Raw genomic sequence first — 20,601 nt, 5'->3', positions numbered from 1 at the left:
CTCTGGTGATGTTTGAAAAAGACGCGATCAGATTTATTCGGGTCACATGAAGCCTCTTCATACCCAACGTAAACGCCGGAATAGCCACCATTGGCCCAGCGCCACCGCCACCAGCAACAGGCAGGCGATGATGAAGCCATAGGGACTGGCAGAGAACGGAATACCACCGACGTTGATCCCCAAAAGCCCGGTGAGAAAGCTCATCGGCAGGAAGATCCCGGTAATGATGCCGAAGCGGTACATGGTGCGATTCATGCGCACGCTCAAACGCCTATCCTCGGCCTCGAGCACAAGCCCCACGCGCTCCCGGGCCAGTTCCAGCTCTTCCAGGTAGCGGGTCAGGCTGTTGTGCAATTCATTCCAGTAGTCGCCATCGTCGGCAGCGAACCAGGGCAGTTTTATCCGGCTCAACTGCGAGAAGATATCCCGTTGCGGGGCCAGGAACCGCTTCAGTCCGGCAGCCCGACGACGAATCTGCAAAATGCTGCCATGCTCCGGGGTATACCGTTCGTCGGCATCCAGTTTTTCTTCCTCATCATCGACCACTTCAGCGAGATCGCTGACCAGGTTCTGCACCTTGTGGGTCAGGTATTCGGCCATGTAGAGGAGCAACTCGGCGGCGCTTTTCGGGCCATTGCCCTCGCTCAACTGCACCAGTAGCTCATCGGTGGCTCGCAAGGGGCGCAAACGCAGCGAAATCACCCGCTGCGCGCTGGCGAAGATCCGCACCGAGACCATATCCTCAGGCTCGGCACCCGGATTGAGATTGATGCCACGCAAGAACAGCAGCAGTTCCGAATCAGGCAGTGCCAGCAAGCGTGGCCGGGTATTTTCCTCCAGCAGCAAGTCGCAACTGAACTCGCTCAAGCCACTGGAGCGACGCAACCAGGTCTGGGTCTGCGGATGGCTGCGATCCCAATGCAACCACAGGCTCTCATGGGCCTGCAGTTGCAGATCGTCGAGCTCAGTCCGGGCAATCGAACGCGCACCGCCTTTACCATCCAGCACCAGGGCATGCACCAGCCCCCACTGCGCGTTTTCTTCCTCGAACATCCTCACCCCTTCTCTGGCCGCTTGGTCATTCAGGCATTTTCAGCGGGCTGGGCGAAACGATCACGCCATTGTTGTCGGCGTAAACATATTCACCCGGACGGAAGGTCACCCCGGCAAAGGTCACGGCCACGTTGAGGTCGCCGATACCGCGCTTGTCGGTCTTCATCGGGTGGCTGGCCAGGGCCTGGACGCCGAGGTCGGTCTGGGCGATGACATCCACGTCGCGGATGCAACCGTAGATCACCAAGCCTTCCCAGCCATTCTTGGCTGCCTTCTCGGCCAGCATGTCCCCCAGCAGGGCGCGTCGCAGGGAACCGCCACCGTCGACCACCAGCACCTTGCCATGCCCCTTGAGCTCGACTTGCTCCTTGACCAGCGAGTTGTCCTCGAAGCACTTGATGGTGACGATTTCGCCACCAAAGGAATCGCGCCCGCCAAAGTTGCTGAACATGGGCTCGACCACCTGCACCAGGTCCGGGTAGGCGTCGCACAGGTCGGGAGTAAGGTAATGGTTCATCGAGAAGCTCCTGTAACAGAAAGAACACGATCGACGGTGTCGGTCATTCCGGGGCCAGCAATGAAAATACGAGCCCAATCGGCAGATGTTTAGCCTACCGCACTCGGGCCGCCCACCAACCTGGCGGGCATTTTCGCAAGACTGCCGACAGAACGGAAAGTCGACTCAATAACTGAATGTGACCAAAACGGTTCAGCGCGTCATATCTTAGCCGCAAGCGCTATCCAGCGAAATGCCCTTGTCAGAGCCTCTGCGTCAAACCGTCGCCATCTGCTCGGTGGCGCAAACCAGCAACGGCGCCTGCTGGTCCCTGAGCCAGCGTGCCACCAACGGCCAGACCTCGGCCTGCGCCGGTTTGCTCACGAGCATCTCGACATGGCCGAAATTACCGCCAAAGCCCTGTTCACGCCCCAGGCAGACGAACTGCTTGTGTTCGCTGCCCAGTTGATCGAACAGCTTGCGGCAGGCCCAGGTCGGATCCTGGTGGTCGCCAGCGGCGCTGACCGCCAGGGCCGGTACGCCGACCTCCGTCAGGCCGGCCCACCAATCCTTGTCGGCATCACCGAAACGCCCGAACAGCCCATGCCAGCGCATGCTCTCCAGGGCCAGGCCAATGGGCTCGTCCTCCGGGCCGCGCTTGAGCCGGGAACCGGACAACTGGGCAAACCGCTTGATGAACAGGCGTCCGCTCCACTCCACCAAGGGAATCTTCAAGGGCCAGTAGATACGGCTGACCTGGGTGCCGAAGAACGCCGCCGAGGCCACCCCCGCGTCGCCCAGGTATTGGCCGCCCAGCGCCGCGGCCAGGGTGGTACCGCCCAGGGAATGGCCGATCCAGTGGGGAACCTGCCCACTCAGCTCACGAACGAAGGCCGCGATGGCCGGCAGGTCGTAGCGCGCGTAATCCGCCACTCGGTTGTTGCGGTACTGGGCATTGCGGCGTGACAAGCCATGGCCGCGCATTTCCGGGATCCACACATCGAAACCGGCCCGTGCCAGGTAGGCCCCAAGGCCGATACCCTTGGGCGAGTACCAGAAGCGCCGGTTGGAAAAGCTGCCGTGCAACAGGACCACGGGTACGCCTTGGGCCCCAGGCGCATCGGCCAGGCCCAGGCGCGTCACGGCCAGCTCCACCGAAGGATCGGGGCTGTTGCCGGGTTTCAAGCGATAGACATCTTCGCTGAGGTCGCCTCGACGCTCGGCACTGATCAAGGCGACAGGAAATAGGTTGCTGCTGCTTTGCATATTCTTTCTTGCACAAAAAAGGGCGGCATCCGGAAGAAGCGCGCCCTGCTTGAATCGCAAGGCCCGGCCAGTCGCTGGCCAGGCCTGCACTCACCGATTATGCGGCGCCCTGGCCCTCGGCCAGGAAGAACCAGGTCTCGAGCACCGAATCCGGGTTCAGCGAAACGCTTTCGATGCCCTGCTCCATCAGCCACTTGGCCAGGTCAGGGTGATCCGAAGGGCCCTGGCCGCAAATGCCGATGTACTTGCCAGCCTTGTTGCAAGCCGCAATGGCGTTGGCCAGCAGCTTCTTGACCGCAGGATTACGCTCGTCGAACAGGTGGGCGATGATGCCGGAGTCGCGGTCCAGGCCCAGGGTCAGCTGGGTCAGGTCGTTGGAACCGATGGAGAAACCATCGAAGTACTCCAGGAACTCCTCGGCCAGGATCGCGTTGGATGGCAGTTCGCACATCATGATCACGCGCAGGCCATTCTCGCCCCGCTTGAGACCGTTTTCCGCGAGCAGATCAACCACTTGGCTGGCTTCGCCGAGGGTACGCACGAAGGGCACCATGATCTCGACGTTGGTCAGGCCCATCTCGTTGCGCACGCGCTTGAGGGCACGGCACTCGAGTTCGAAGCAATCGCGGAAGGATTCGCTGATGTAGCGCGAGGCGCCACGGAAGCCCAGCATCGGGTTTTCTTCTTCCGGCTCGTAGAGCTTGCCGCCGATCAGGTTGGCGTATTCGTTGGACTTGAAGTCCGACAGGCGCACGATGACCTTCTTCGGCGTGAATGCCGCGGCCAGGGTGCTGATGCCCTCGACCAGCTTGTCGACGTAGAAGTCCACCGGATCATGGTAGCCGGCGACACGCTTGTCGACGCTGTCCTTGATGTCCTGTGGCAGGCCCGCGTAGTTCAGCAGCGCCTTGGGGTGCACGCCGATCATGCGGTTGATGATGAATTCCAGGCGGGCCAGGCCCACACCGGCGTTCGGCAGCTGGGCGAAGTCGAAGGCGCGGTCCGGATTGCCGACGTTCATCATGATCTTGAACGGCAGCTCCGGCATGGCATCCACGGAGTTCTGCTTGACGTCGAAGCCCAGTTCGCCCTCGAAGATGAAGCCGGTGTCGCCCTCGGCGCAGGAAACGGTCACGCCCTGGCCATCCTTGAGCAGCTCGGTGGCGTTGCCGCAACCCACTACCGCCGGAATGCCCAGTTCACGGGCGATGATCGCCGCGTGGCAGGTACGGCCGCCGCGATTGGTGACGATGGCGCTGGCGCGCTTCATCACCGGCTCCCAATCCGGGTCGGTCATGTCGGAAACCAGCACGTCGCCGGCCTGGACCTTGTCCATCTCCGACACGTCCTTGATGATCCGCACCTTGCCGGCGCCGATGCGCTGGCCGATGGCACGGCCTTCCACCAGGACGGTGCCTTTTTCTTTGAGCAGGTAGCGCTCCATCACGTTGGCCTGGGTACGGCTCTTCACGGTTTCCGGGCGGGCCTGCACGATGTACAGCTTGCCGTCGTCACCGTCCTTGGCCCATTCGATGTCCATCGGGCACTGGTAGTGCTTCTCGATGATCATCGCCTGCTTGGCCAGCTCGCTCACTTCGGCGTCGGTCAGGCAGAAACGTGCGCGATCGGCCTTGTCCACGTCCACGGTCTTCACCGAGCGACCGGCCTTGGCTTCGTCGCCGTAGATCATCTTGATCGCCTTGCTGCCCAGGTTGCGACGCAGGATCGCAGGACGGCCGGCGGTCAGGGTGTTCTTGTGAACGTAGAACTCGTCAGGGTTGACGGCGCCCTGCACCACGGTTTCACCCAGGCCGTAGGCGCCGGTGATGAACACCACGTCACGGAAGCCCGACTCGGTATCCAGGGTGAACATCACCCCGGCGGTACCGGTTTCCGAACGGACCATGCGCTGCACGCCGGCGGACAGGGCCACCAGCTTGTGGTCGAAGCCCTGGTGCACGCGGTAGGAAATGGCGCGGTCGTTGAACAACGAGGCGAACACTTCCTTGGCAGCGCGGATCACGTTGTCCACGCCACGGATGTTGAGGAAGGTCTCTTGCTGGCCGGCGAAGGATGCATCCGGAAGGTCTTCGGCGGTAGCCGAGGAGCGCACGGCCACGGCCATCTCGGGGTTGCCCGCCGACAGCGCGGCGAAGGCCTTGCGGATTTCCGCGTCGAGGCGCTCGGGGAACTCGGCGTCCATGATCCATTGGCGGATCTGTGCGCCGGTCTTGGCCAGGGCATTCACGTCATCGACATCCAGCGCGTCGAGCGCTGCATGGATCTGGTCGTTCAGACCGCTCAGTTCGAGAAAGTCTCGATATGCCTGGGCGGTCGTGGCGAAGCCACCCGGGACCGAGACGCCGGCACCCGCGAGGTTACTGATCATCTCGCCCAGGGATGCGTTCTTGCCCCCCACATGCTCAACATCGTGTTTGCCGAGCTTATCGAGGGAAACTACGTACTCTACCAAGGTGATCTCTCCACTAACTGTGTTGGAAAAGCTCAGAAACGGGCTGCTTCAGGGGTGCATCTGCCCGTCATATGGCCTGGACCTGGAAAATAAGTGAGAATGCGGGCCATTCCCGGCCGACAAATCGCGCCTATCATATCCAAGAATCGTCACTAGCTTAAGGCCCAAGCCGCAAATGAAACGATCTGCCTTCTTCATCTCCGACGGTACCGGTATCACAGCGGAAACCCTCGGCCAGAGCCTTCTGGCGCAGTTCGAGAACATTACGTTCAGCAAATTCACGCGGCCGTATATCGACAGCATGGAAAAAGCGCGGGCCATGGTACAGCAAATCAATATAGCCGCCGAAAAAGACGGTTATCGACCGATCATTTTCGACACTATCGTCAACCAGGACATCCGTGAGATTCTCGCGACCTCCAATGGTTTCATGATCGATATCTTCTCCACCTTCCTCGCCCCCCTGGAACAGGAGCTGAGCGAGCATTCCTCCTACTCCGTGGGCAAATCCCACTCCATCGGCCACAACTCCAACTACATGGAGCGGATCGAGGCGGTGAACTTCGCCCTGGACAACGACGACGGCGCCCGCACCCACTACTACGACAAGGCCGACCTGATCCTGGTGGGCGTGTCACGCTGCGGCAAGACCCCGACCTGCCTGTACATGGCCATGCAATTCGGCATCCGCGCGGCCAACTACCCGCTCACCGAAGAGGACATGGAGCGCCTGCAACTGCCCAACGCGCTGCGCCCGCACAAGCACAAGCTGTTCGGCCTGACCATCGACCCCGACCGCCTCACCGCGATCCGCAACGAGCGCAAGCCCAACAGCCGCTATTCCAGCTTCGCCCAGTGCGAATTCGAGGTACGGGAAGTCGAGAACCTGCTGCGCCGGGAAAACATCCCGCATATCAACTCCACGCACTTCTCCGTCGAGGAAATCTCGGCCAAGATCCTCGTGGAAAAAGGCGTCGAACGCCGTTTCAAGTAAAGCTGTCCCCTATTCCCAGGGCCTGCGCGGCCCCAGCGACCATCGGCAGGCAGCGCACCAGGCGCTGCCTGCATCGCGGTTTCAAATCACCAGCAGATCGACGAAGCGCTGCACCGGCGTGGCCGACAGCCGTCCCGGGTCCTTGCACAGATCGAAGATCTGCACCGAGCGCTGGGCGCTGAAGCGCGTGGCCAGGTTGGCCTTGAACTTGTCCTCCAGCAGCGGGATGCCCTCGGCCCGCCGCCGGCGGTGACCAATGGGGTACTCCACCGCCACCTGTTCGGTGCAACTGCCATCGGCGAAGAACACCTGCACCGCGTTGGCGATCGAACGCTTGTCGGCCTCCAGGTACTCGCGGGTGTAGCGCGGGTCCTCGACGATCTGCATCTTGTCGCGCAACTGGTCGATGATCGGATGCGCCGCGTGGAAATCATCCTCGTAGTGCTCGGCCACCAGGGTGCCGAACGCCAGGGGCACGGCGGTCATGTACTGCAGGCAGTGGTCGCGATCGGCGGCATTGGCCAGCGGTCCGACCTTGGAAATGATGCGGATCGCCGACTCATGGGTGGTGATGACGATCCGCTCGATCTCCTGCAACCGATCGCGCACCAGCGGGTGCAGGGCCACTGCCGCTTCGCAGGCGGTTTGCGCATGGAACTCGGCCGGAAAGCTGATCTTGAACAGGATGTTTTCCATCACGTAGCTGGCGTACCCCTGGGGCAAGCTGAAGCGCCGCTGGCCCTCGGGCTTGAGCGAAAGGTCCTTGTTGGCATGGCTGAACAGCACGTCGTAGAAGCCCCACTGCGGCGCACTGAGCACGCCAGGAATGCCCATTTCGCCGCGCAGCGCCATGTCCGCCAGGCGCACCCCGCGGCTCGAGGCATCCCCCGCCGCCCAGGACTTGCGCGACCCGGCATTGGGTGCATGGCGATAGGTACGCAGCGCCTGGCCGTCGACGAAGGCATGGGACAGCGCGGCCAGCAGCTGCTCGCGATTGGCCCCCATCAAGCGGGCGCAAACGGCCGTGGAGGCCACCTTCACCAGCAGCACATGATCGAGCCCGACGCGGTTGAAGGAGTTGTCCAGGGCCAGCACACCCTGGATCTCGTGGGCCATGACCATCGCCCGCAGCACATCGCCCATGCTCAGTGGCGCCTCGCCGTTGGCTACGCGTTTCTGCGAAAGGTGATCGGCCACGGCCAGGATGCCGCCGAGGTTGTCCGACGGGTGCCCCCACTCCGCCGCCAGCCAGGTATCGTTGTAATCGAGCCAGCGCACGATGCAGCCGATATCCCAGGCGGCCTTCACCGGATCCAGGCGATAGCTGGTACCCGGCACGCGGGCGCCATGGGGCACCACGGTGCCTTCGACGAGCGGCCCCAGGTGCTTGGTGCACTCAGGAAAACGCAATGCCAGCAGGCCGCAGCCCAGGGTATCCATCAGGCAATGGCGGGCGGTATCGAGGGCTAGGGGGGAGTCGACGCGATACTCCAGGACATAATCGGCAATGTCCTGCAAAACCGGGTCGTAATCGGGACGGTTGTTCAGATCAACGTTGGCGCTCATGGATCGTGCACTCCAATGGCGGGGTTATGGGTAGGTCGATTCCTCAGGCTCCAGGTTCAGGTCAGTAACGGCATCGCAGGTCTCTGCCTGCTCAATGATTCGATAACGGCATCGGTGGCGAGGGAGCCGGCTCCCTCGCCACCACCGGTCCTTAGAAGGTGTCGCCGGGCACTCTCACCCAGCCTTCCATCAGCACCCGCGCACTGCGGCTCATGATCGCCTTGACCACGCTCCACTCGCCGGCCTCGAGGCTGGCCTCGGCGCCTACGCGCAAAGTGCCCGAAGGATGGCCGAAACGCACGGCGCTACGCTCGCCGCCACCGGCCGCGAGGTTGACCAGGGTCCCGGGGATCGCCGCCGCCGTGCCGATGGCCACCGCCGCGGTGCCCATCATCGCGTGGTGCAGCTTGCCCATGGACATGGCGCGCACCAGCAGGTCGACATCCGCCGCCCTGACCGCCTTGCCGCTGGAGGCCTGGTAGTCCGCCGGCGCGGCGACGAAGGCCACCTTTGGCGTGTGCTGGCGCTGCGCGGCCTCGTCCAGGTGCTTGATCAGGCCCATGCGCAAGGCGCCATGGGCACGGATGGTCTCGAACATCGCCAGGGCCTTGGGGTCGCCATTGATCACGCCCTGCAACTCGGTACCGCGATAACCGATGTCCGCCGCATTGACGAAGATAGTGGGGATCCCGGCATTGATCAGGGTCGCCTTGAGGGTGCCGACACCGGGTACTTCCAGGTCGTCCACCAGGTTGCCGGTGGGGAACATCGAACCGCCACCGCCCTCCTCCTCGGCCGCCGGGTCTAGGAACTCCAACTGCACCTCCGCCGCCGGGAAGGTCACGCCGTCCAGCTCGAAGTCGCCGGTCTCCTGGACCGCGCCATCGGTGATCGGCACATGGGCGATGATGGTCTTGCCGATGTTGGCCTGCCAGATGCGCACCACCGCCACACCGTTGTGGGGAATGCGCGCCGGGTCCACCAGGCCGCTGCTGATGGCGAAGGAACCCACCGCCGCCGACAGGTTGCCGCAGTTGCCGCTCCAGTCGACGAAAGGCTTGTCGATGGCGACCTGGCCGAACAGGTAGTCGACGTCATGGTCGGGCTTGATGCTCCTGGACAGGATCACCGTCTTGCTGGTGCTGGAGGTGGCGCCACCCATGCCGTCGATCTGCTTGTCATAGGGATCGGGGCTGCCGATCACCCGCAACAGCAAGGCATCGCGGGCCGCGCCGGGCAGCTGCGCAGCCTCGGGCAGGTCTTGCAGGTTGAAGAACACACCCTTGCTGGTGCCGCCACGCATGTAGGTGGCCGGAATCTTGATTTGCGCTACAAATGCCATGGATTTCAGGTCCTGATAAAGACCGGGGGCGGCGCCTTGCGGCCCGCCCCCGGTACGTCGCTTAACTGGCTGTGGCCGATTCCAGGAAGTCCTGGGCAAAGCGCTGCAGCACACCGCCGGCCTCGTAGATCGACACCTCCTCGGCAGTGTCGAGGCGGCAGGTCACCGGCACCTCGAGCCGCTCGCCATTGTGGCGGTGGATCACCAGGGTCAACTGCGCCCGGGGAGTGCGCTGGCCGAGCACGTCGTAGGTCTCGGTGCCGTCGATGCCCAGGGTCTTGCGGTCGGTGCCCGGCAGGAACTGCAGCGGCAGCACGCCCATGCCCACCAGGTTGGTGCGGTGGATACGCTCGAAGCCCTCGGCGACGATCGCCTCGACACCCGCCAGGCGCACACCCTTGGCCGCCCAGTCGCGGGACGAACCCTGGCCGTAGTCGGCACCGGCGATGATGATCAGCGGCTGCTTGCGCTCCATGTAGGTCTCGATGGCTTCCCACATCCGCGTGACCTTGCCTTCGGGCTCGACACGGGCCAGGGAACCCTTCTTCACCTCGCCATCGACCACCGCCATCTCGTTCACCAACTGCGGGTTGGCGAAGGTCGCGCGCTGGGCGGTCAGGTGGTCGCCACGGTGGGTGGCGTAGGAGTTGAAGTCCTCCTCCGGCAGGCCCATCTTCGCCAGGTACTCACCGGCCGCGGAGTCCGCCAGGATGGCGTTGGACGGCGACAGGTGGTCGGTGGTGATGTTGTCCGGCAGCACCGCCAACGGACGCATGCCCTTGAGCGTGCGCTCCCCGGCCAGCGCGCCTTCCCAGTACGGCGGACGACGGATGTAGGTGCTCATCGGACGCCAGTCGTACAGCGGGCTCTCGGCTTCCTTGACGGTGCCCAGGTCGAACATCGGGATGTAGATCTGGCGGAACTGCTCGGGCTTCACCGAGGCGGCGACGATGGCGTCGATTTCCTCGTCGCTCGGCCACAGGTCCTTCAGGGTCACCGGGTTGCCGGCCTGGTCATGGCCCAGCACGTCCTGCTCGATGTCGAAGCGCACGGTGCCGGCGATCGCATAGGCCACCACCAGCGGCGGCGAGGCGAGGAACGCCTGCTTGGCGTAGGGGTGGATACGGCCGTCGAAGTTGCGGTTGCCCGACAGCACTGCGGTGGCATACAGGTCGCGGTCGATGATTTCCTGCTGGATGACCGGGTCCAGCGCACCGGACATGCCGTTGCAGGTGGTGCAGGCGTAGGCGACGATGCCGAAGCCGAGCTTCTCCAGCTCCGGCAGCAGGCCGGCCTCTTCCAGGTACAGCTTGGCGACCTTCGAGCCCGGCGCGAAGGACGTCTTGACCCAGGGCTGGCGCACCAGGCCCAGGGCGTTGGCCTTCTTCGCCACCAGGCCGGCAGCCACCACGTTGCGCGGGTTGGAGGTGTTGGTGCAGCTGGTGATCGCCGCGATGATCACCGCGCCATCGGGCATCAGGCCCTCGGCTTGTTCGACCTTGCCGGCGGCCAGCTTGGTTTCATCGGCGATACCCCGCTCGGCCAGGGCCGAGGTCGGCAAGCGCCGGTGCGGGTTGGACGGACCGGCCATGTTGCGCACCACGGTGGACAGGTCGAATGTCAGCACCCGCTCGTACTCGGCGGTGACCAGGGCATCGGCCCACAGGCCGGTGGTCTTGGCGTAGTTCTCCACCAGGGCCACCTGCTCCGGCTCGCGGCCGGTGAGCTTGAGGTAGTCGATGGTCTGCTGGTCGATGTAGAACATCGACGCGGTGGCACCGTACTCCGGGCACATGTTGGAGATGGTCGCGCGGTCGCCAACGGACAGGCTGTCGGCCCCTTCGCCGAAGAACTCGACGTAGGCACCCACTACCTTTTCCTTGCGCAGGAACTCGGTCAGGGCCAGGACGATGTCGGTGGCGGTGATCCCGGGCTGGCGCTTGCCGGTGAGCTTGACGCCGACGATGTCGGGCAGGCGCATCATCGACGCGCGACCGAGCATCACGGTCTCCGCCTCCAGGCCACCGACGCCGATGGCGATCACGCCCAGCGCATCGACGTGGGGGGTATGGCTGTCGGTGCCGACGCAGGTGTCGGGGAAGGCCACGCCGCCGCGCGCCTGGATCACCGGGCTCATTTTCTCCAGGTTGATCTGGTGCATGATGCCGTTGCCGGCGGGGATCACATCGACGTTCTTGAACGCGGTCTTGGTCCACTCGATGAAGTGGAAGCGGTCCTCGTTGCGGCGCTCCTCGACGGCGCGGTTCTTCTCGAAGGCGTCCGGGTCGAAACCGCCGAATTCCACGGCCAGGGAGTGGTCGACGATCAGCTGGGTCGGCACCACCGGGTTGACCAGGGCCGGGTCACCACCCTGGTCGGCGATCGCATCGCGCAGGCCGGCCAGGTCCACCAGTGCGGTCTGGCCGAGGATGTCGTGGCAGACCACGCGGGCCGGGTACCAGGGGAAGTCGAGGTCGCGCTTGCGTTCGATCAGTTGCTTCAGCGAATCGGTGAGCTGTGCCGGGTCGCAACGGCGCACCAGCTGCTCGGCCAGCACCCGGGAAGTGTACGGCAGGCCGGCGTAGGCACCCGGGGCGATGGCATCCACCGCTTCGCGGGTGTCGAAGTAGTCCAGCGCCGTACCAGGCAGGTTCTTGCGGTATTGGCTGTTCATGATTACTTGCGGTCCTTCAGGGGCACGAACTTCAGGTCTTCGGGGCCGACATAGTTGGCGCTCGGGCGGATGATCTTGCCGTCGATGCGTTGCTCGATGACGTGGGAAGACCAGCCGGAAGTACGGGCGATCACGAACAGCGGGGTGAACATGGCGGTGGGCACGCCCATCATGTGGTAGCTGACGGCGCTGAACCAATCGAGGTTGGGGAACATTTTCTTGATTTCCCACATGGTCGATTCCAGGCGCTCGGCGATGTCGAACATCTTGCTGTTGCTCTGCTCGACGGACAGCTCGCGGGCCACTTCCTTGATTACCTTGTTGCGCGGGTCGGACACGGTGTAGACCGGATGGCCGAAACCGATCACCACTTCCTTCTTCTCGACGCGGGCGCGGATGTCGGCTTCTGCTTCGTCCGGGTTGTCGTAGCGCTTCTGGATCTCGAAGGCCACTTCGTTGGCGCCACCATGCTTGGGACCGCGCAGTGCGCCGATGGCCCCGGCGATGCAGGAGAACATGTCGGAACCGGTACCGGCGATCACCCGCGAGGTGAAGGTAGAAGCGTTGAATTCGTGCTCGGCATAGAGGATCAGCGAGGTATGCATGGCGCGTACCCACGACTCACGCGGCTTCTCGCCGTGCAGCAGGTGCAGGAAGTGGCCGCCGATGGAATCGTCGTCGGTCTCCACGTCGATGCGCTTGCCGTTGTGGCTGAAGTGGTACCAGTAGAGCAACGCGGAGCCGAGGCATGCCATCAGCTTGTCGGCGATGTCCCGGGCGCCCGGATGGTTGTGGTCGTCCTTCTCCGGCGACAGGCAACCCAGCACGGAAACGGCGGTGCGCATCACGTCCATCGGGTGGGCGGACGGCGGCAGTTGCTCCAGCGCCAGCTTGACCCCGGCCGGCAGGCCGCGCAGGGCCTTGAGCTTGGCCTTGTAGCCCGTCAGCTCGGCGACATTCGGCAGCTTGCCATGGACCAGCAGGTGGGCGATTTCCTCGAATTCGCAGGAGGTGGCGAAGTCGAGGATGTCATAACCGCGGTAGTGCAGGTCGTTGCCGGTACGGCCGACGGTGCACAGGGCCGTGTTGCCGGCGGCAGTGCCGCTCAGGGCCACGGACTTCTTCGGCTTGAAGGCGGTGGTGGTTTCGCTGGGGCTCATCGCGTGAATCTCCTCATTTTTATCCGGTTGCTTGCGTCTTGTTATATCCGCAGGCCGTTCCCGGGGAACGGCCCGGGTCCGGTCATTTCTTGGCAGCGAACAGGGCGTCGAGCTTCTGCTCGAAGGTGTGGTAGCCGATGCGGTCGTACAGTTCGGCACGGGTCTGCATCAGGTCGATGACCTCTTTTTGATGGCCGTCGCGGCGAATAGCGGTGTAGACCGCCTCGGCCGCCTTGTTGGCGGCACGGAAGGCCGACAGCGGGCAGAGCTGGATGGCAACGCCCACCGAAGCCAGCTCATCACGGGAGAACAGCGGGGTGGCGCCGAACTCGGTGATGTTGGCCAGTACGGGCACGTCGAGAGCGTCGACGAAGCGCTTGTAGGTCGGCAGGTCGTAGGCGGCCTCGGCGAAGATGCCGTCGGCGCCCGCCTCCACATAGCGCTGGCAGCGCTCGATCGCGGCGTCCACGCCCTCGGCCTGGATGGCGTCGGTCCGGGCGATCAGGAAGAAGCTCGGGTCGGTCTTGGCATCGGCGGCGGCACGCACGCGGTCGGCCATTTCCTCGGTGGAGACGATTTCCTTGCCCGGACGGTGGCCGCACCGCTTGGCGCCCACCTGGTCCTCGATATGCGCGGCGGCGGCGCCGGCCTTGATCAGGTTCTTGATAGTACGCTCGATGTTGAAGGCGCTGGGGCCGAAACCGGTGTCGATGTCCACCAGCAGCGGCAGGTCGCAGACATCGGTGATGCGACGCACGTCGGTGAGCACGTCATCCAGGGTGTTGATGCCCAGGTCCGGCAGGCCCAGGGAGCCGGCGGCGACACCGCCACCGGAGAGGTAGATGGCCTTGAAGCCGGCGCGTTTGGCCAGCAGTGCATGGTTGGCGTTGATGGCGCCGATGACCTGCAGCGGATGTTCTTCGGCAATGGCGTCGCGGAAGCGCTGGCCGGCAGTTTTCTGACTCATGACTCACCTCGTGTCTTGGACGGGTTGACGAGCGCTTCCTGGTAATGGCGCTCGATATTGCGCTTGGAGGCACCGATATGACGGCGCATCAGCAACTCGGCCAGTTCGCCGTCTCGGTCGGCGATGGCATCGAGAATCCGGTGGTGTTCGGCGAAAGCCTGGCGCGGCCGGTTCGGCACGCTGGAGAACTGCAGGCGATACATGCGCACCAGTTGGTAGAGCTCGCCGCAAAGCATCTTGGTCAGGGTCTGGTTGCCCGCGCCCTGGATGATCCGGTAGTGGAAGTCGAAATCCCCTTCCTGCTGGTAGTAGCCAACCCCGGCCTGGAACGCCGCATCGCGCTCGTGGGTCTCCAGCACCCGGCGCAGTTCGTCGATCTCGGCCACGCTCATGCGCTCGGCCGCCAGGCGGCAGGCCATGCCTTCCAGGGATTCGCGGATTTCGTAGAGCTCGATCAGCTCGGCATGGCTCAGGGAAACCACCCGGGCGCCGACATGGGGCACGCGCACCAGCAGCCGCTGGCCCTCCAGGCGATGGATGGCCTCGCGCAACGGGCCACGACTGATGCCGTAGGTGCGGGCCAGCTCGGGCTCGGAGATCTTGCTGCCCGGGGCGATCTCACCCTTGACGATGGCCGCCTGGATGCGCCGGAAGACGTTTTCGGAGAGAGTCTCGGAGTCGTCCTGGGCCGGCGTCGAGTGTTCCAGTTGATCCAGCATATTGTCGACACCTTGAAAATCAATGAGGCAAAAATTAGCCAATAGCCCCATTACAGTCAAAGGAAAAATATAGATTGTCGACAATCGTCTAAGGCCACATGAATTCTAAACGAGACAAATGGCCCGCCCCGGACGCTGGCGCCAACAAACCAGCATGCTAGAATGCCGCCCGCATTGGCCTGTCATCTTTTTATGCCACGCACACGAGGGAGCTTGCGCAGCAATGCCGGTCGCCTTGAACTGAAGAACCCATGACCATCAGGATCTATGACTCTCAAGGCCCTTCTCCCACTGCTCTGCCTATTCATCCTTCCTGGTACCGGCATCGCCGCCGGCAAGACCGTCTACGGCCTGAATGAATACGCCCAACTGGCGGGCATCGACCTGGAGGTCGCCGCCAAACTCGACACCGGGGCCAAGACCGCTTCGCTGAGCGCCCGCGACATCAAGCGCTTCAAGCGCAATGGCGAGTCCTGGGTACGCTTTTACCTGGCCATCGACACCGCCCACTCCCACCCCATCGAACGCCCCCTGGCCCGGGTCAGCAAGATCAAGCGCCGCGCTGGCGACTACGACCCCGATGAGGACAAGAACTACACTGCGCGCCCGGTGATCGCCCTGGAAGTCTGCATGGGCAGCGCCTTGCGCAGCATCGAAGTGAACTTGACCGACCGTAGTGCATTCCAATACCCGCTTTTGATCGGCTCCGAAGCCCTCAAGCGTTTCGATGCGCTGGTCGACCCCAGTCTTAAATACGCTGCTGGCAAACCTGCCTGCGCCACCGCCGCTCTTACCGCAGAGTAATTCCAATGCGCTCTCTTACCCTTCATCTGAAAGTCCTGATCGCCGTGCTGGTGGTGCTGGGCATTTCGATCACGGCCTACCAGATCTTCGTGCTCGGCATTCCGGTGACCGAAGACGCTACCGACGACTTGTGGAACATCGACGCCAAGGTCGAGTTCGTCGCCAACGGCAAGGACCCGATCAAGATCCAGATGTTCGTGCCGCCCCTGAGCCGTGACTATGTGAGCCTCAACGAGAGCTTCATCTCCAACAACTATGGGGTGGCGGTGAACCGCGTCGACGGCAACCGCAAGGTCACCTGGTCGGCACGCCGGGCCAAGGGCAACCAGACCCTGTACTACCGCCTGGTCCTGACCAAGCGCTACAGCGCCGAGAAAGCCAAGGTCAAGGGTCCGACCTTCCGCGACAGCATGGCCATCGAAGGGCCGGAGAAGATCGCCGCCGACGCCTTGCTGGCACCGATCCGCCAGCACTCGGCAGACGTCGAGACCTTCATCAGCGAAGCCATCAAGCGGGTCAACAACGCCAACGACGACAACGCCAAGCTGCTGCTGGCCGGCGACCCATCCAGCGCCAACAAGGCCAAGATCGTCGAACTGCTGCTGTCCATCGCCCACGTGCCGGCCGAGAAGGTCCACACCATCCGCCTGGTGGCCGACCAGCCGCAGACCCCGGAGCTGTGGCTGCGCAGCTTCAACGGCACCGACTGGCTGTACTTCAACCCCGAGACCGGCGAGCAGGGCCTGCCCAGCGATCGCCTGCTGTGGTGGACCGGCGACGACAACCTGATCACCGTCGATGGCGGCAAGAAAGCCAACGTCACCTTCAGCATGAACAACAGCGAGATGAATGCCATCCGCCTGGCCAAGCTGACCGACGAGAACACCGACGCCAACTTCCTCGAATACTCGCTCTACGGCCTGCCGCTGCAGACCCAGCAGACCTTCATGATCATGGTGATGATCCCGATCGGCGTGCTGGTGATCCTGGTGCTGCGCAACCTGATCGGCCTGCAGACCCTGGGCACCTTCACCCCGGTGCTGATCGCCCTGGCCTTTCGCGAGACCCAGCTGGGCTTCGGCATCGCGCTGTTCACCGTGATCACCGCCCTGGGCCTGTCGCTGCGCTCCTACCTCGAGCACCTGAAGCTGCAGATGCTGCCGCGCTTGTCGGTGGTGCTGACCTTCGTCGTGGTGCTGATCGCCGCCATCAGCCTGTTCAGCCACAAGCTGGGCCTGGAGCGCGGCTTGTCGGTGGCGCTGTTCCCGATGGTGATCCTGACCATGACCATCGAGCGGCTGTCCATCACCTGGGAAGAACGTGGCGGCGGCCATGCGATGAAAGTCGCGATCGGCACCCTGTTCGCCGCCTCCCTGGCGCACCTGATCATGAGCGTGCCGGAGCTGACGTACTTCGTCTTCACCTTCCCGGCGATGCTGCTGATCCTGGTGGGCTTCATGCTGGCCATGGGTCGCTACCGCGGCTACCGGCTGACGGAGCTGGTGCGGTTCAAAGCCTTCGTCAAGGCTGACTCCTGATGTTCGGCCTGTGGAAGACCTGGAAGGCCCTGGAAGCGCGCGGGATCATGGGCATCAACCGGCGTAACGCCGACTACGTGCTCAAGTACAACAAGCGCAGCCTGTACCCCATCGTCGATGACAAGATCATCACCAAGGAGCGGGCGCTCAAGGCCGGCATCCACGTGCCGGAGCTGTACGGGGTGATCTCCACCGAGAAGGAAATCGACAAGCTCGACGAGATCATCGGTGGGCGCAACGACTTCGTCATCAAGCCAGCCCAGGGCGCCGGCGGCGATGGCATCCTGGTGATCGCCGACCGCTTCGAGGGTCGCTATCGCACGGTGTCCGGGAAGATCATCAGCCATGAGGAAATCGAGCATCAGATCTCCAGCATCCTCACCGGCCTGTACTCCCTGGGCGGCCACCGCGACCGCGCGCTGATCGAGTACCGGGTAACCCCGGACCAGATCTTCAAGAGCATCAGCTACGAAGGCGTGCCGGACATCCGCATCATCGTGCTCATGGGCTACCCAGTGATGGCCATGCTGCGCCTGCCGACCCGCCAGTCCGGCGGCAAGGCCAACCTCCACCAGGGCGCCATCGGCGTCGGGGTCGACCTGGCCACCGGCCTGACCCTGCGCGGCACCTGGCTGAACAACATCATCACCAAGCACCCGGACACCACCAACGCGGTGGACGGCGTGCAGCTGCCCTACTGGGACGGTTTCATGAAGCTGGCGGCCGGTTGCTACGAGCTGTGCGGCCTGGGCTACATCGGCGTGGACATGGTGCTGGACCAGGACAAGGGGCCGTTGATTCTCGAGCTCAACGCCCGCCCGGGCCTGAACATCCAGATCGCCAACGACTGCGGCCTGACCCAGCGCACCCACGCCATCGAGGCCCACCTGGAACAGCTCAAGGCCCAGGGCATCGAGGAAAGCGTCGAGGAGCGGGTGCGTTTCGCCCAGCAGCTGTTCGGCCATATCCCCGCCGTGGAAGGCTGATCGCGACGGCTGCCTGAAGGTCCTGGCGCAGCCGGTGGCCATGGCCAATGCAAGCGGTACGTCGCAAACCACTCCATTGCCGACCTCCCCCCTAGGAGCAAATCCCCGGGGGGACTACAATCGCCAGCCGCGCCCCGATGGCTGATCTGCCCCGCATGTTGACCTGTTCCGTACACCCGCTCCCCTATCGCGACAATCCCGCCGACTACTTCGCGGCAATCGAACACGCCCCCGGCGCCGTGCTGCTCGATAGCGGCCGCCCCAGCGCCGAGCGCGGCCGTTACGACCTGCTCAGCGCCTGGCCCCTGGCGCAACTGACCGTGGCCGCCGAGGAAAGCGGCGGCGCATTCCTGCAACGCCTGCGGGACAACCTCGCGCAACTGGGCCCGGCACAGATTCCGGCACCCTACGAACTGCCGTTCGCCGGCGGCCTGATCGGCTACCTGAGCTATGACTTCGGCCGGCACCTGGAGCGCATGCCCAGCCAGGCCCGGGACGACCTGCACCTGCCCGATGCACGCCTGGGCCTGTATGCCTGGGCGCTGGTCAACGATCACCAGGCCGGTACCAGCCAGTTGGTGTTCCATCCGGCCCTGGAGCAAGACGAACGCCAGCGCCTGGTGCAACTGTTCGAACAGCCACTGCCGGCGCCAAGCGGCTGGTTCAAGCTGGACGGGCCGATGCAGGCAGACCTCGGCACCGACGACTATCGCCAGGCATTCCAGCGCATCCAGCAATACATCCAGGCCGGCGACTGCTACCAGGTGAACTTCGCCCAGCGCTTTCGCGGCCAGTACCAGGGCGACCCATGGGTGGCCTACCGGGCCCTGCGCGCCGCCTGCCCCACGCCATTCTCCGGTTTCCAGCGCCTGGCCGACGGTGACGCGGTGCTGAGCCTGTCACCGGAACGCTTCGTTCATGTCAGCCAGGGCCGGGTGGAAACCCGGCCGATCAAGGGCACCCGCCCCCGCGGCCGGGATGCCGCCGAGGATGCGGCCAGCGCCGCCGAACTGCTGGCCAGCGCCAAAGACCGGGCGGAAAACCTGATGATCGTCGACCTGCTGCGCAATGACCTGGGCCGCAGCTGCCGCATCGGCTCGGTGCGGGTACCGGAGCTGTTCAGCCTGGAGAGCTACCCCAACGTCCACCACCTGGTGAGCAGCGTCACCGGCGAGCTGGCGGCAGACAAGGACGCCCTGGACCTGATCGCCGGCAGCTTCCCTGGCGGCTCGATCACCGGCGCGCCGAAGATCCGCTCGATGCAGATCATCGACGAGCTCGAACCCACACGCCGGGCGCTGTATTGCGGCTCGCTGCTGTACCTGGACGTGCGCGGGGAGATGGACAGCTCCATCGCCATCCGCAGCCTGCTGGCCAAGGACGGGCAGATCAGCTGCTGGGGCGGCGGCGGAATCGTGGCCGACTCGGACTGGCAGGCCGAATACCAGGAGTCGATCACCAAGGTGCGAGTGCTGCTGGACACCCTGCAGCAGCTCTGACGAAAGTCGCGGCTACACGTTGCATCTGTAGCCGCTGCTGAGCCGGCGAAGCTGCGCCAAGGCCCGCGGGGCCTTCCAACGATGGCGGAGGCTGCCCGATCTTGCGGCCGCTGCGCGCCCGTGCGCAGCCTGCGGCAGCGGCTACACGAAGCCTGATCCCGTAGCCGCTCCAGCCAGCGCGATTGCCGCCGTCGTTACAGGCTCAGGCTACGGTTGGAAGCCTTGAGGAACTCCTGCTTGAGCTCGGCGAAGCTGTGCACCGCCGGGAACTGCGGGAACTCGCGGATCACGTTGTCCGGCGCGTGGAACAGGATGCCGGCATCCGCCTCGCCGAGCATGGTGGTGTCGTTGTAGGAGTCGCCGGCGGCGATCACCCGGTAGTACAGGCTCTTGAAGGCCAGCACCGACTGGCGCTTGGGGTCCTTCTGGCGTAGCTGGTAGCCGGTGACGCGGCCGCTGTCATCGGTGACCAGGCGGTGGCACAACAGGGTCGGGAAACCCAGCTGGCGCATCAGCGGCTGGGAGAACTCATAGAAGGTGTCGGAGAGAATCACCACCTGGAAGCGCTCGCGCAGCCAGTTGACGAACTCCACCGCGCCGTCCAGCGGCTTCAGGGTAGCGATCACTTCCTGGATGTCCGAAAGCTTCAGGCCGTGCTCATCGAGAATGCGCAGGCGCTGCTTCATCAGCACGTCGTAGTCGGGAATATCCCGGGTGGTGGCCTTGAGGGATTCAATCCCGGTTTTTTCGGCGAAGGCGATCCAGATTTCCGGGACCAGCACACCTTCCAGATCGAGACAGGCGATTTCCACGAGATACTCCCATTGGTTCTGATTATTGAAATTGAGCGAGCAAAAGGACGGCCGAACTATAGGGTCTGTTGCCGTTTCGGCGCAAACCGCGTTGCCGCGTCAAATGGCGCCAGGCTAGGCGTAGGACGCAGGCAATGGTCGCTCCCTTGCCAAGTCCTGCAACGACGCATGGCGCCATTTGACGCGCAACCCGAAGGGACGGGCCGGTTTTAGCGCGGCGCGTCGTTACTCGACGGCTCATTTGGAATGCCA

At 63.9% G+C, this 20,601-nt stretch carries 16 protein-coding genes; 5 read left to right on the top strand and 11 right to left on the bottom strand.

Features of this window, described 5'->3' with window-relative positions:
- Positions 1 to 57 precede the first annotated feature (57 nt).
- The 4 genes from GDH07_RS07840 to ppsA form a co-directional block, all read right to left on the bottom strand.
- Complete coding sequence (locus tag GDH07_RS07840; protein ID WP_022643244.1) at positions 58 to 1,053, bottom strand: zinc transporter ZntB; 996 nt, start codon at positions 1,051 to 1,053, stop codon at positions 58 to 60.
- A 25-nt stretch (positions 1,054 to 1,078) separates the two neighbouring features.
- The gene (gene rraA, locus GDH07_RS07835) at positions 1,079 to 1,570 is read right to left on the bottom strand and encodes a ribonuclease E activity regulator RraA (protein WP_009042919.1); all 492 of its coding nucleotides are present in this window, start codon (positions 1,568 to 1,570) and stop codon (positions 1,079 to 1,081) included.
- Between the two features lie 255 nt (positions 1,571 to 1,825).
- Positions 1,826 to 2,815: an alpha/beta fold hydrolase gene (locus GDH07_RS07830; protein WP_022643243.1), complete on the bottom strand. Its 990-nt coding sequence runs from the start codon at positions 2,813 to 2,815 to the stop codon at positions 1,826 to 1,828.
- Positions 2,816 to 2,912: 97 nt separating this feature from the next.
- Positions 2,913 to 5,288, bottom strand: a complete 2,376-nt coding sequence (gene ppsA, locus GDH07_RS07825; protein ID WP_053135898.1) for a phosphoenolpyruvate synthase — start codon at positions 5,286 to 5,288, stop codon at positions 2,913 to 2,915.
- Positions 5,289 to 5,463: 175 nt separating this feature from the next.
- Here ppsA and ppsR point away from each other — a divergent pair, with 175 nt between their 5' ends.
- The gene (gene ppsR, locus GDH07_RS07820; protein WP_022643241.1) at positions 5,464 to 6,282 is read left to right on the top strand and encodes a posphoenolpyruvate synthetase regulatory kinase/phosphorylase PpsR; all 819 of its coding nucleotides are present in this window, start codon (positions 5,464 to 5,466) and stop codon (positions 6,280 to 6,282) included.
- An 81-nt stretch (positions 6,283 to 6,363) separates the two neighbouring features.
- Here the strand turns inward: ppsR and prpD are convergent, their stop codons facing one another.
- The 6 genes from prpD to GDH07_RS07790 form a co-directional block, all read right to left on the bottom strand.
- The gene (gene prpD, locus GDH07_RS07815; RefSeq protein WP_152897078.1) at positions 6,364 to 7,848 is read right to left on the bottom strand and encodes a 2-methylcitrate dehydratase; all 1,485 of its coding nucleotides are present in this window, start codon (positions 7,846 to 7,848) and stop codon (positions 6,364 to 6,366) included.
- 151 nt (positions 7,849 to 7,999) lie between these two features.
- The gene (prpF, locus tag GDH07_RS07810; RefSeq protein ID WP_152897077.1) at positions 8,000 to 9,190 is read right to left on the bottom strand and encodes a 2-methylaconitate cis-trans isomerase PrpF; all 1,191 of its coding nucleotides are present in this window, start codon (positions 9,188 to 9,190) and stop codon (positions 8,000 to 8,002) included.
- A gap of 61 nt (positions 9,191 to 9,251) precedes the next feature.
- Positions 9,252 to 11,864, bottom strand: coding sequence for a Fe/S-dependent 2-methylisocitrate dehydratase AcnD (gene acnD / locus GDH07_RS07805; RefSeq protein ID WP_068577294.1), 2,613 nt, complete (start codon positions 11,862 to 11,864; stop codon positions 9,252 to 9,254).
- Between the two features lie 2 nt (positions 11,865 to 11,866).
- On the bottom strand, positions 11,867 to 13,024 hold the full coding sequence (prpC, locus tag GDH07_RS07800) for a bifunctional 2-methylcitrate synthase/citrate synthase (RefSeq protein WP_022643236.1): 1,158 nt from the start codon (positions 13,022 to 13,024) through the stop codon (positions 11,867 to 11,869).
- An 82-nt stretch (positions 13,025 to 13,106) separates the two neighbouring features.
- A complete protein-coding gene (prpB, locus tag GDH07_RS07795; protein WP_152897076.1) occupies positions 13,107 to 13,991 on the bottom strand; it encodes a methylisocitrate lyase in 885 nt (294 codons plus the stop codon).
- Complete coding sequence (locus tag GDH07_RS07790; RefSeq protein WP_022643234.1) at positions 13,988 to 14,710, bottom strand: GntR family transcriptional regulator; 723 nt, start codon at positions 14,708 to 14,710, stop codon at positions 13,988 to 13,990. Before GDH07_RS07790 ends, prpB begins: the two co-directional genes overlap by 4 nt.
- 267 nt (positions 14,711 to 14,977) lie before the next feature.
- Between GDH07_RS07790 and rloA the strand changes: the two genes are divergently transcribed.
- The 4 genes from rloA (at position 14,978) to pabB (ending at position 19,537) form a co-directional block, all read left to right on the top strand.
- The gene (rloA, locus tag GDH07_RS07785) at positions 14,978 to 15,514 is read left to right on the top strand and encodes a retropepsin-like aspartic peptidase RloA (RefSeq protein WP_022643233.1); all 537 of its coding nucleotides are present in this window, start codon (positions 14,978 to 14,980) and stop codon (positions 15,512 to 15,514) included.
- A gap of 5 nt (positions 15,515 to 15,519) precedes the next feature.
- Complete coding sequence (gene rloB, locus GDH07_RS07780; protein ID WP_031321286.1) at positions 15,520 to 17,052, top strand: osmotic stress tolerance membrane protein RloB; 1,533 nt, start codon at positions 15,520 to 15,522, stop codon at positions 17,050 to 17,052.
- Positions 17,052 to 18,038: an alpha-L-glutamate ligase-like protein gene (locus GDH07_RS07775; RefSeq protein WP_022643231.1), complete on the top strand. Its 987-nt coding sequence runs from the start codon at positions 17,052 to 17,054 to the stop codon at positions 18,036 to 18,038. The genes rloB and GDH07_RS07775 overlap by 1 nt, the downstream gene beginning before the upstream one ends.
- Positions 18,039 to 18,193: 155 nt before the next feature.
- Positions 18,194 to 19,537, top strand: coding sequence for an aminodeoxychorismate synthase component I (gene pabB, locus GDH07_RS07770; RefSeq protein WP_152897075.1), 1,344 nt, complete (start codon positions 18,194 to 18,196; stop codon positions 19,535 to 19,537).
- 194 nt (positions 19,538 to 19,731) lie between these two features.
- Here pabB and thrH read toward each other — a convergent pair whose 3' ends face one another.
- Positions 19,732 to 20,349, bottom strand: a complete 618-nt coding sequence (thrH, locus tag GDH07_RS07765) for a bifunctional phosphoserine phosphatase/homoserine phosphotransferase ThrH (RefSeq protein ID WP_022643230.1) — start codon at positions 20,347 to 20,349, stop codon at positions 19,732 to 19,734.
- Positions 20,350 to 20,601: the final 252 nt, after the last annotated feature.

The sequence above is a fragment of the Pseudomonas piscis genome, assembly GCF_009380155.1.
GTDB lineage: Bacteria > Pseudomonadota > Gammaproteobacteria > Pseudomonadales > Pseudomonadaceae > Aquipseudomonas > Aquipseudomonas piscis.
Note: the sequence above shows the minus strand (reverse complement) of the source record. Positions and strands in the feature narration are given on the sequence as shown.

Bases quoted from the DNA above. Each gene is read 5' to 3' on its own strand.
- rloA (WP_022643233.1), top strand. From the start codon at position 14,978: ATGACTCTCAAGGCCCTTCTCCCACTGCTCTGCCTATTCATCCTTCCT.
- GDH07_RS07775 (WP_022643231.1), top strand. From the start codon at position 17,052: ATGTTCGGCCTGTGGAAGACCTGGAAGGCCCTGGAAGCGCGCGGGATC.
- GDH07_RS07830 (WP_022643243.1), bottom strand. From the start codon at position 2,815: ATGCAAAGCAGCAGCAACCTATTTCCTGTCGCCTTGATCAGTGCCGAG.
- pabB (WP_152897075.1), top strand. From the start codon at position 18,194: ATGTTGACCTGTTCCGTACACCCGCTCCCCTATCGCGACAATCCCGCC.
- rraA (WP_009042919.1), bottom strand. From the start codon at position 1,570: ATGAACCATTACCTTACTCCCGACCTGTGCGACGCCTACCCGGACCTG.
- prpB (WP_152897076.1), bottom strand. From the start codon at position 13,991: ATGAGTCAGAAAACTGCCGGCCAGCGCTTCCGCGACGCCATTGCCGAA.
- GDH07_RS07840 (WP_022643244.1), bottom strand. From the start codon at position 1,053: ATGTTCGAGGAAGAAAACGCGCAGTGGGGGCTGGTGCATGCCCTGGTG.
- rloB (WP_031321286.1), top strand. From the start codon at position 15,520: ATGCGCTCTCTTACCCTTCATCTGAAAGTCCTGATCGCCGTGCTGGTG.
- prpF (WP_152897077.1), bottom strand. From the start codon at position 9,190: ATGGCATTTGTAGCGCAAATCAAGATTCCGGCCACCTACATGCGTGGC.
- prpC (WP_022643236.1), bottom strand. From the start codon at position 13,024: ATGAGCCCCAGCGAAACCACCACCGCCTTCAAGCCGAAGAAGTCCGTG.
- acnD (WP_068577294.1), bottom strand. From the start codon at position 11,864: ATGAACAGCCAATACCGCAAGAACCTGCCTGGTACGGCGCTGGACTAC.
- prpD (WP_152897078.1), bottom strand. From the start codon at position 7,848: ATGAGCGCCAACGTTGATCTGAACAACCGTCCCGATTACGACCCGGTT.
- ppsR (WP_022643241.1), top strand. From the start codon at position 5,464: ATGAAACGATCTGCCTTCTTCATCTCCGACGGTACCGGTATCACAGCG.
- GDH07_RS07790 (WP_022643234.1), bottom strand. From the start codon at position 14,710: ATGCTGGATCAACTGGAACACTCGACGCCGGCCCAGGACGACTCCGAG.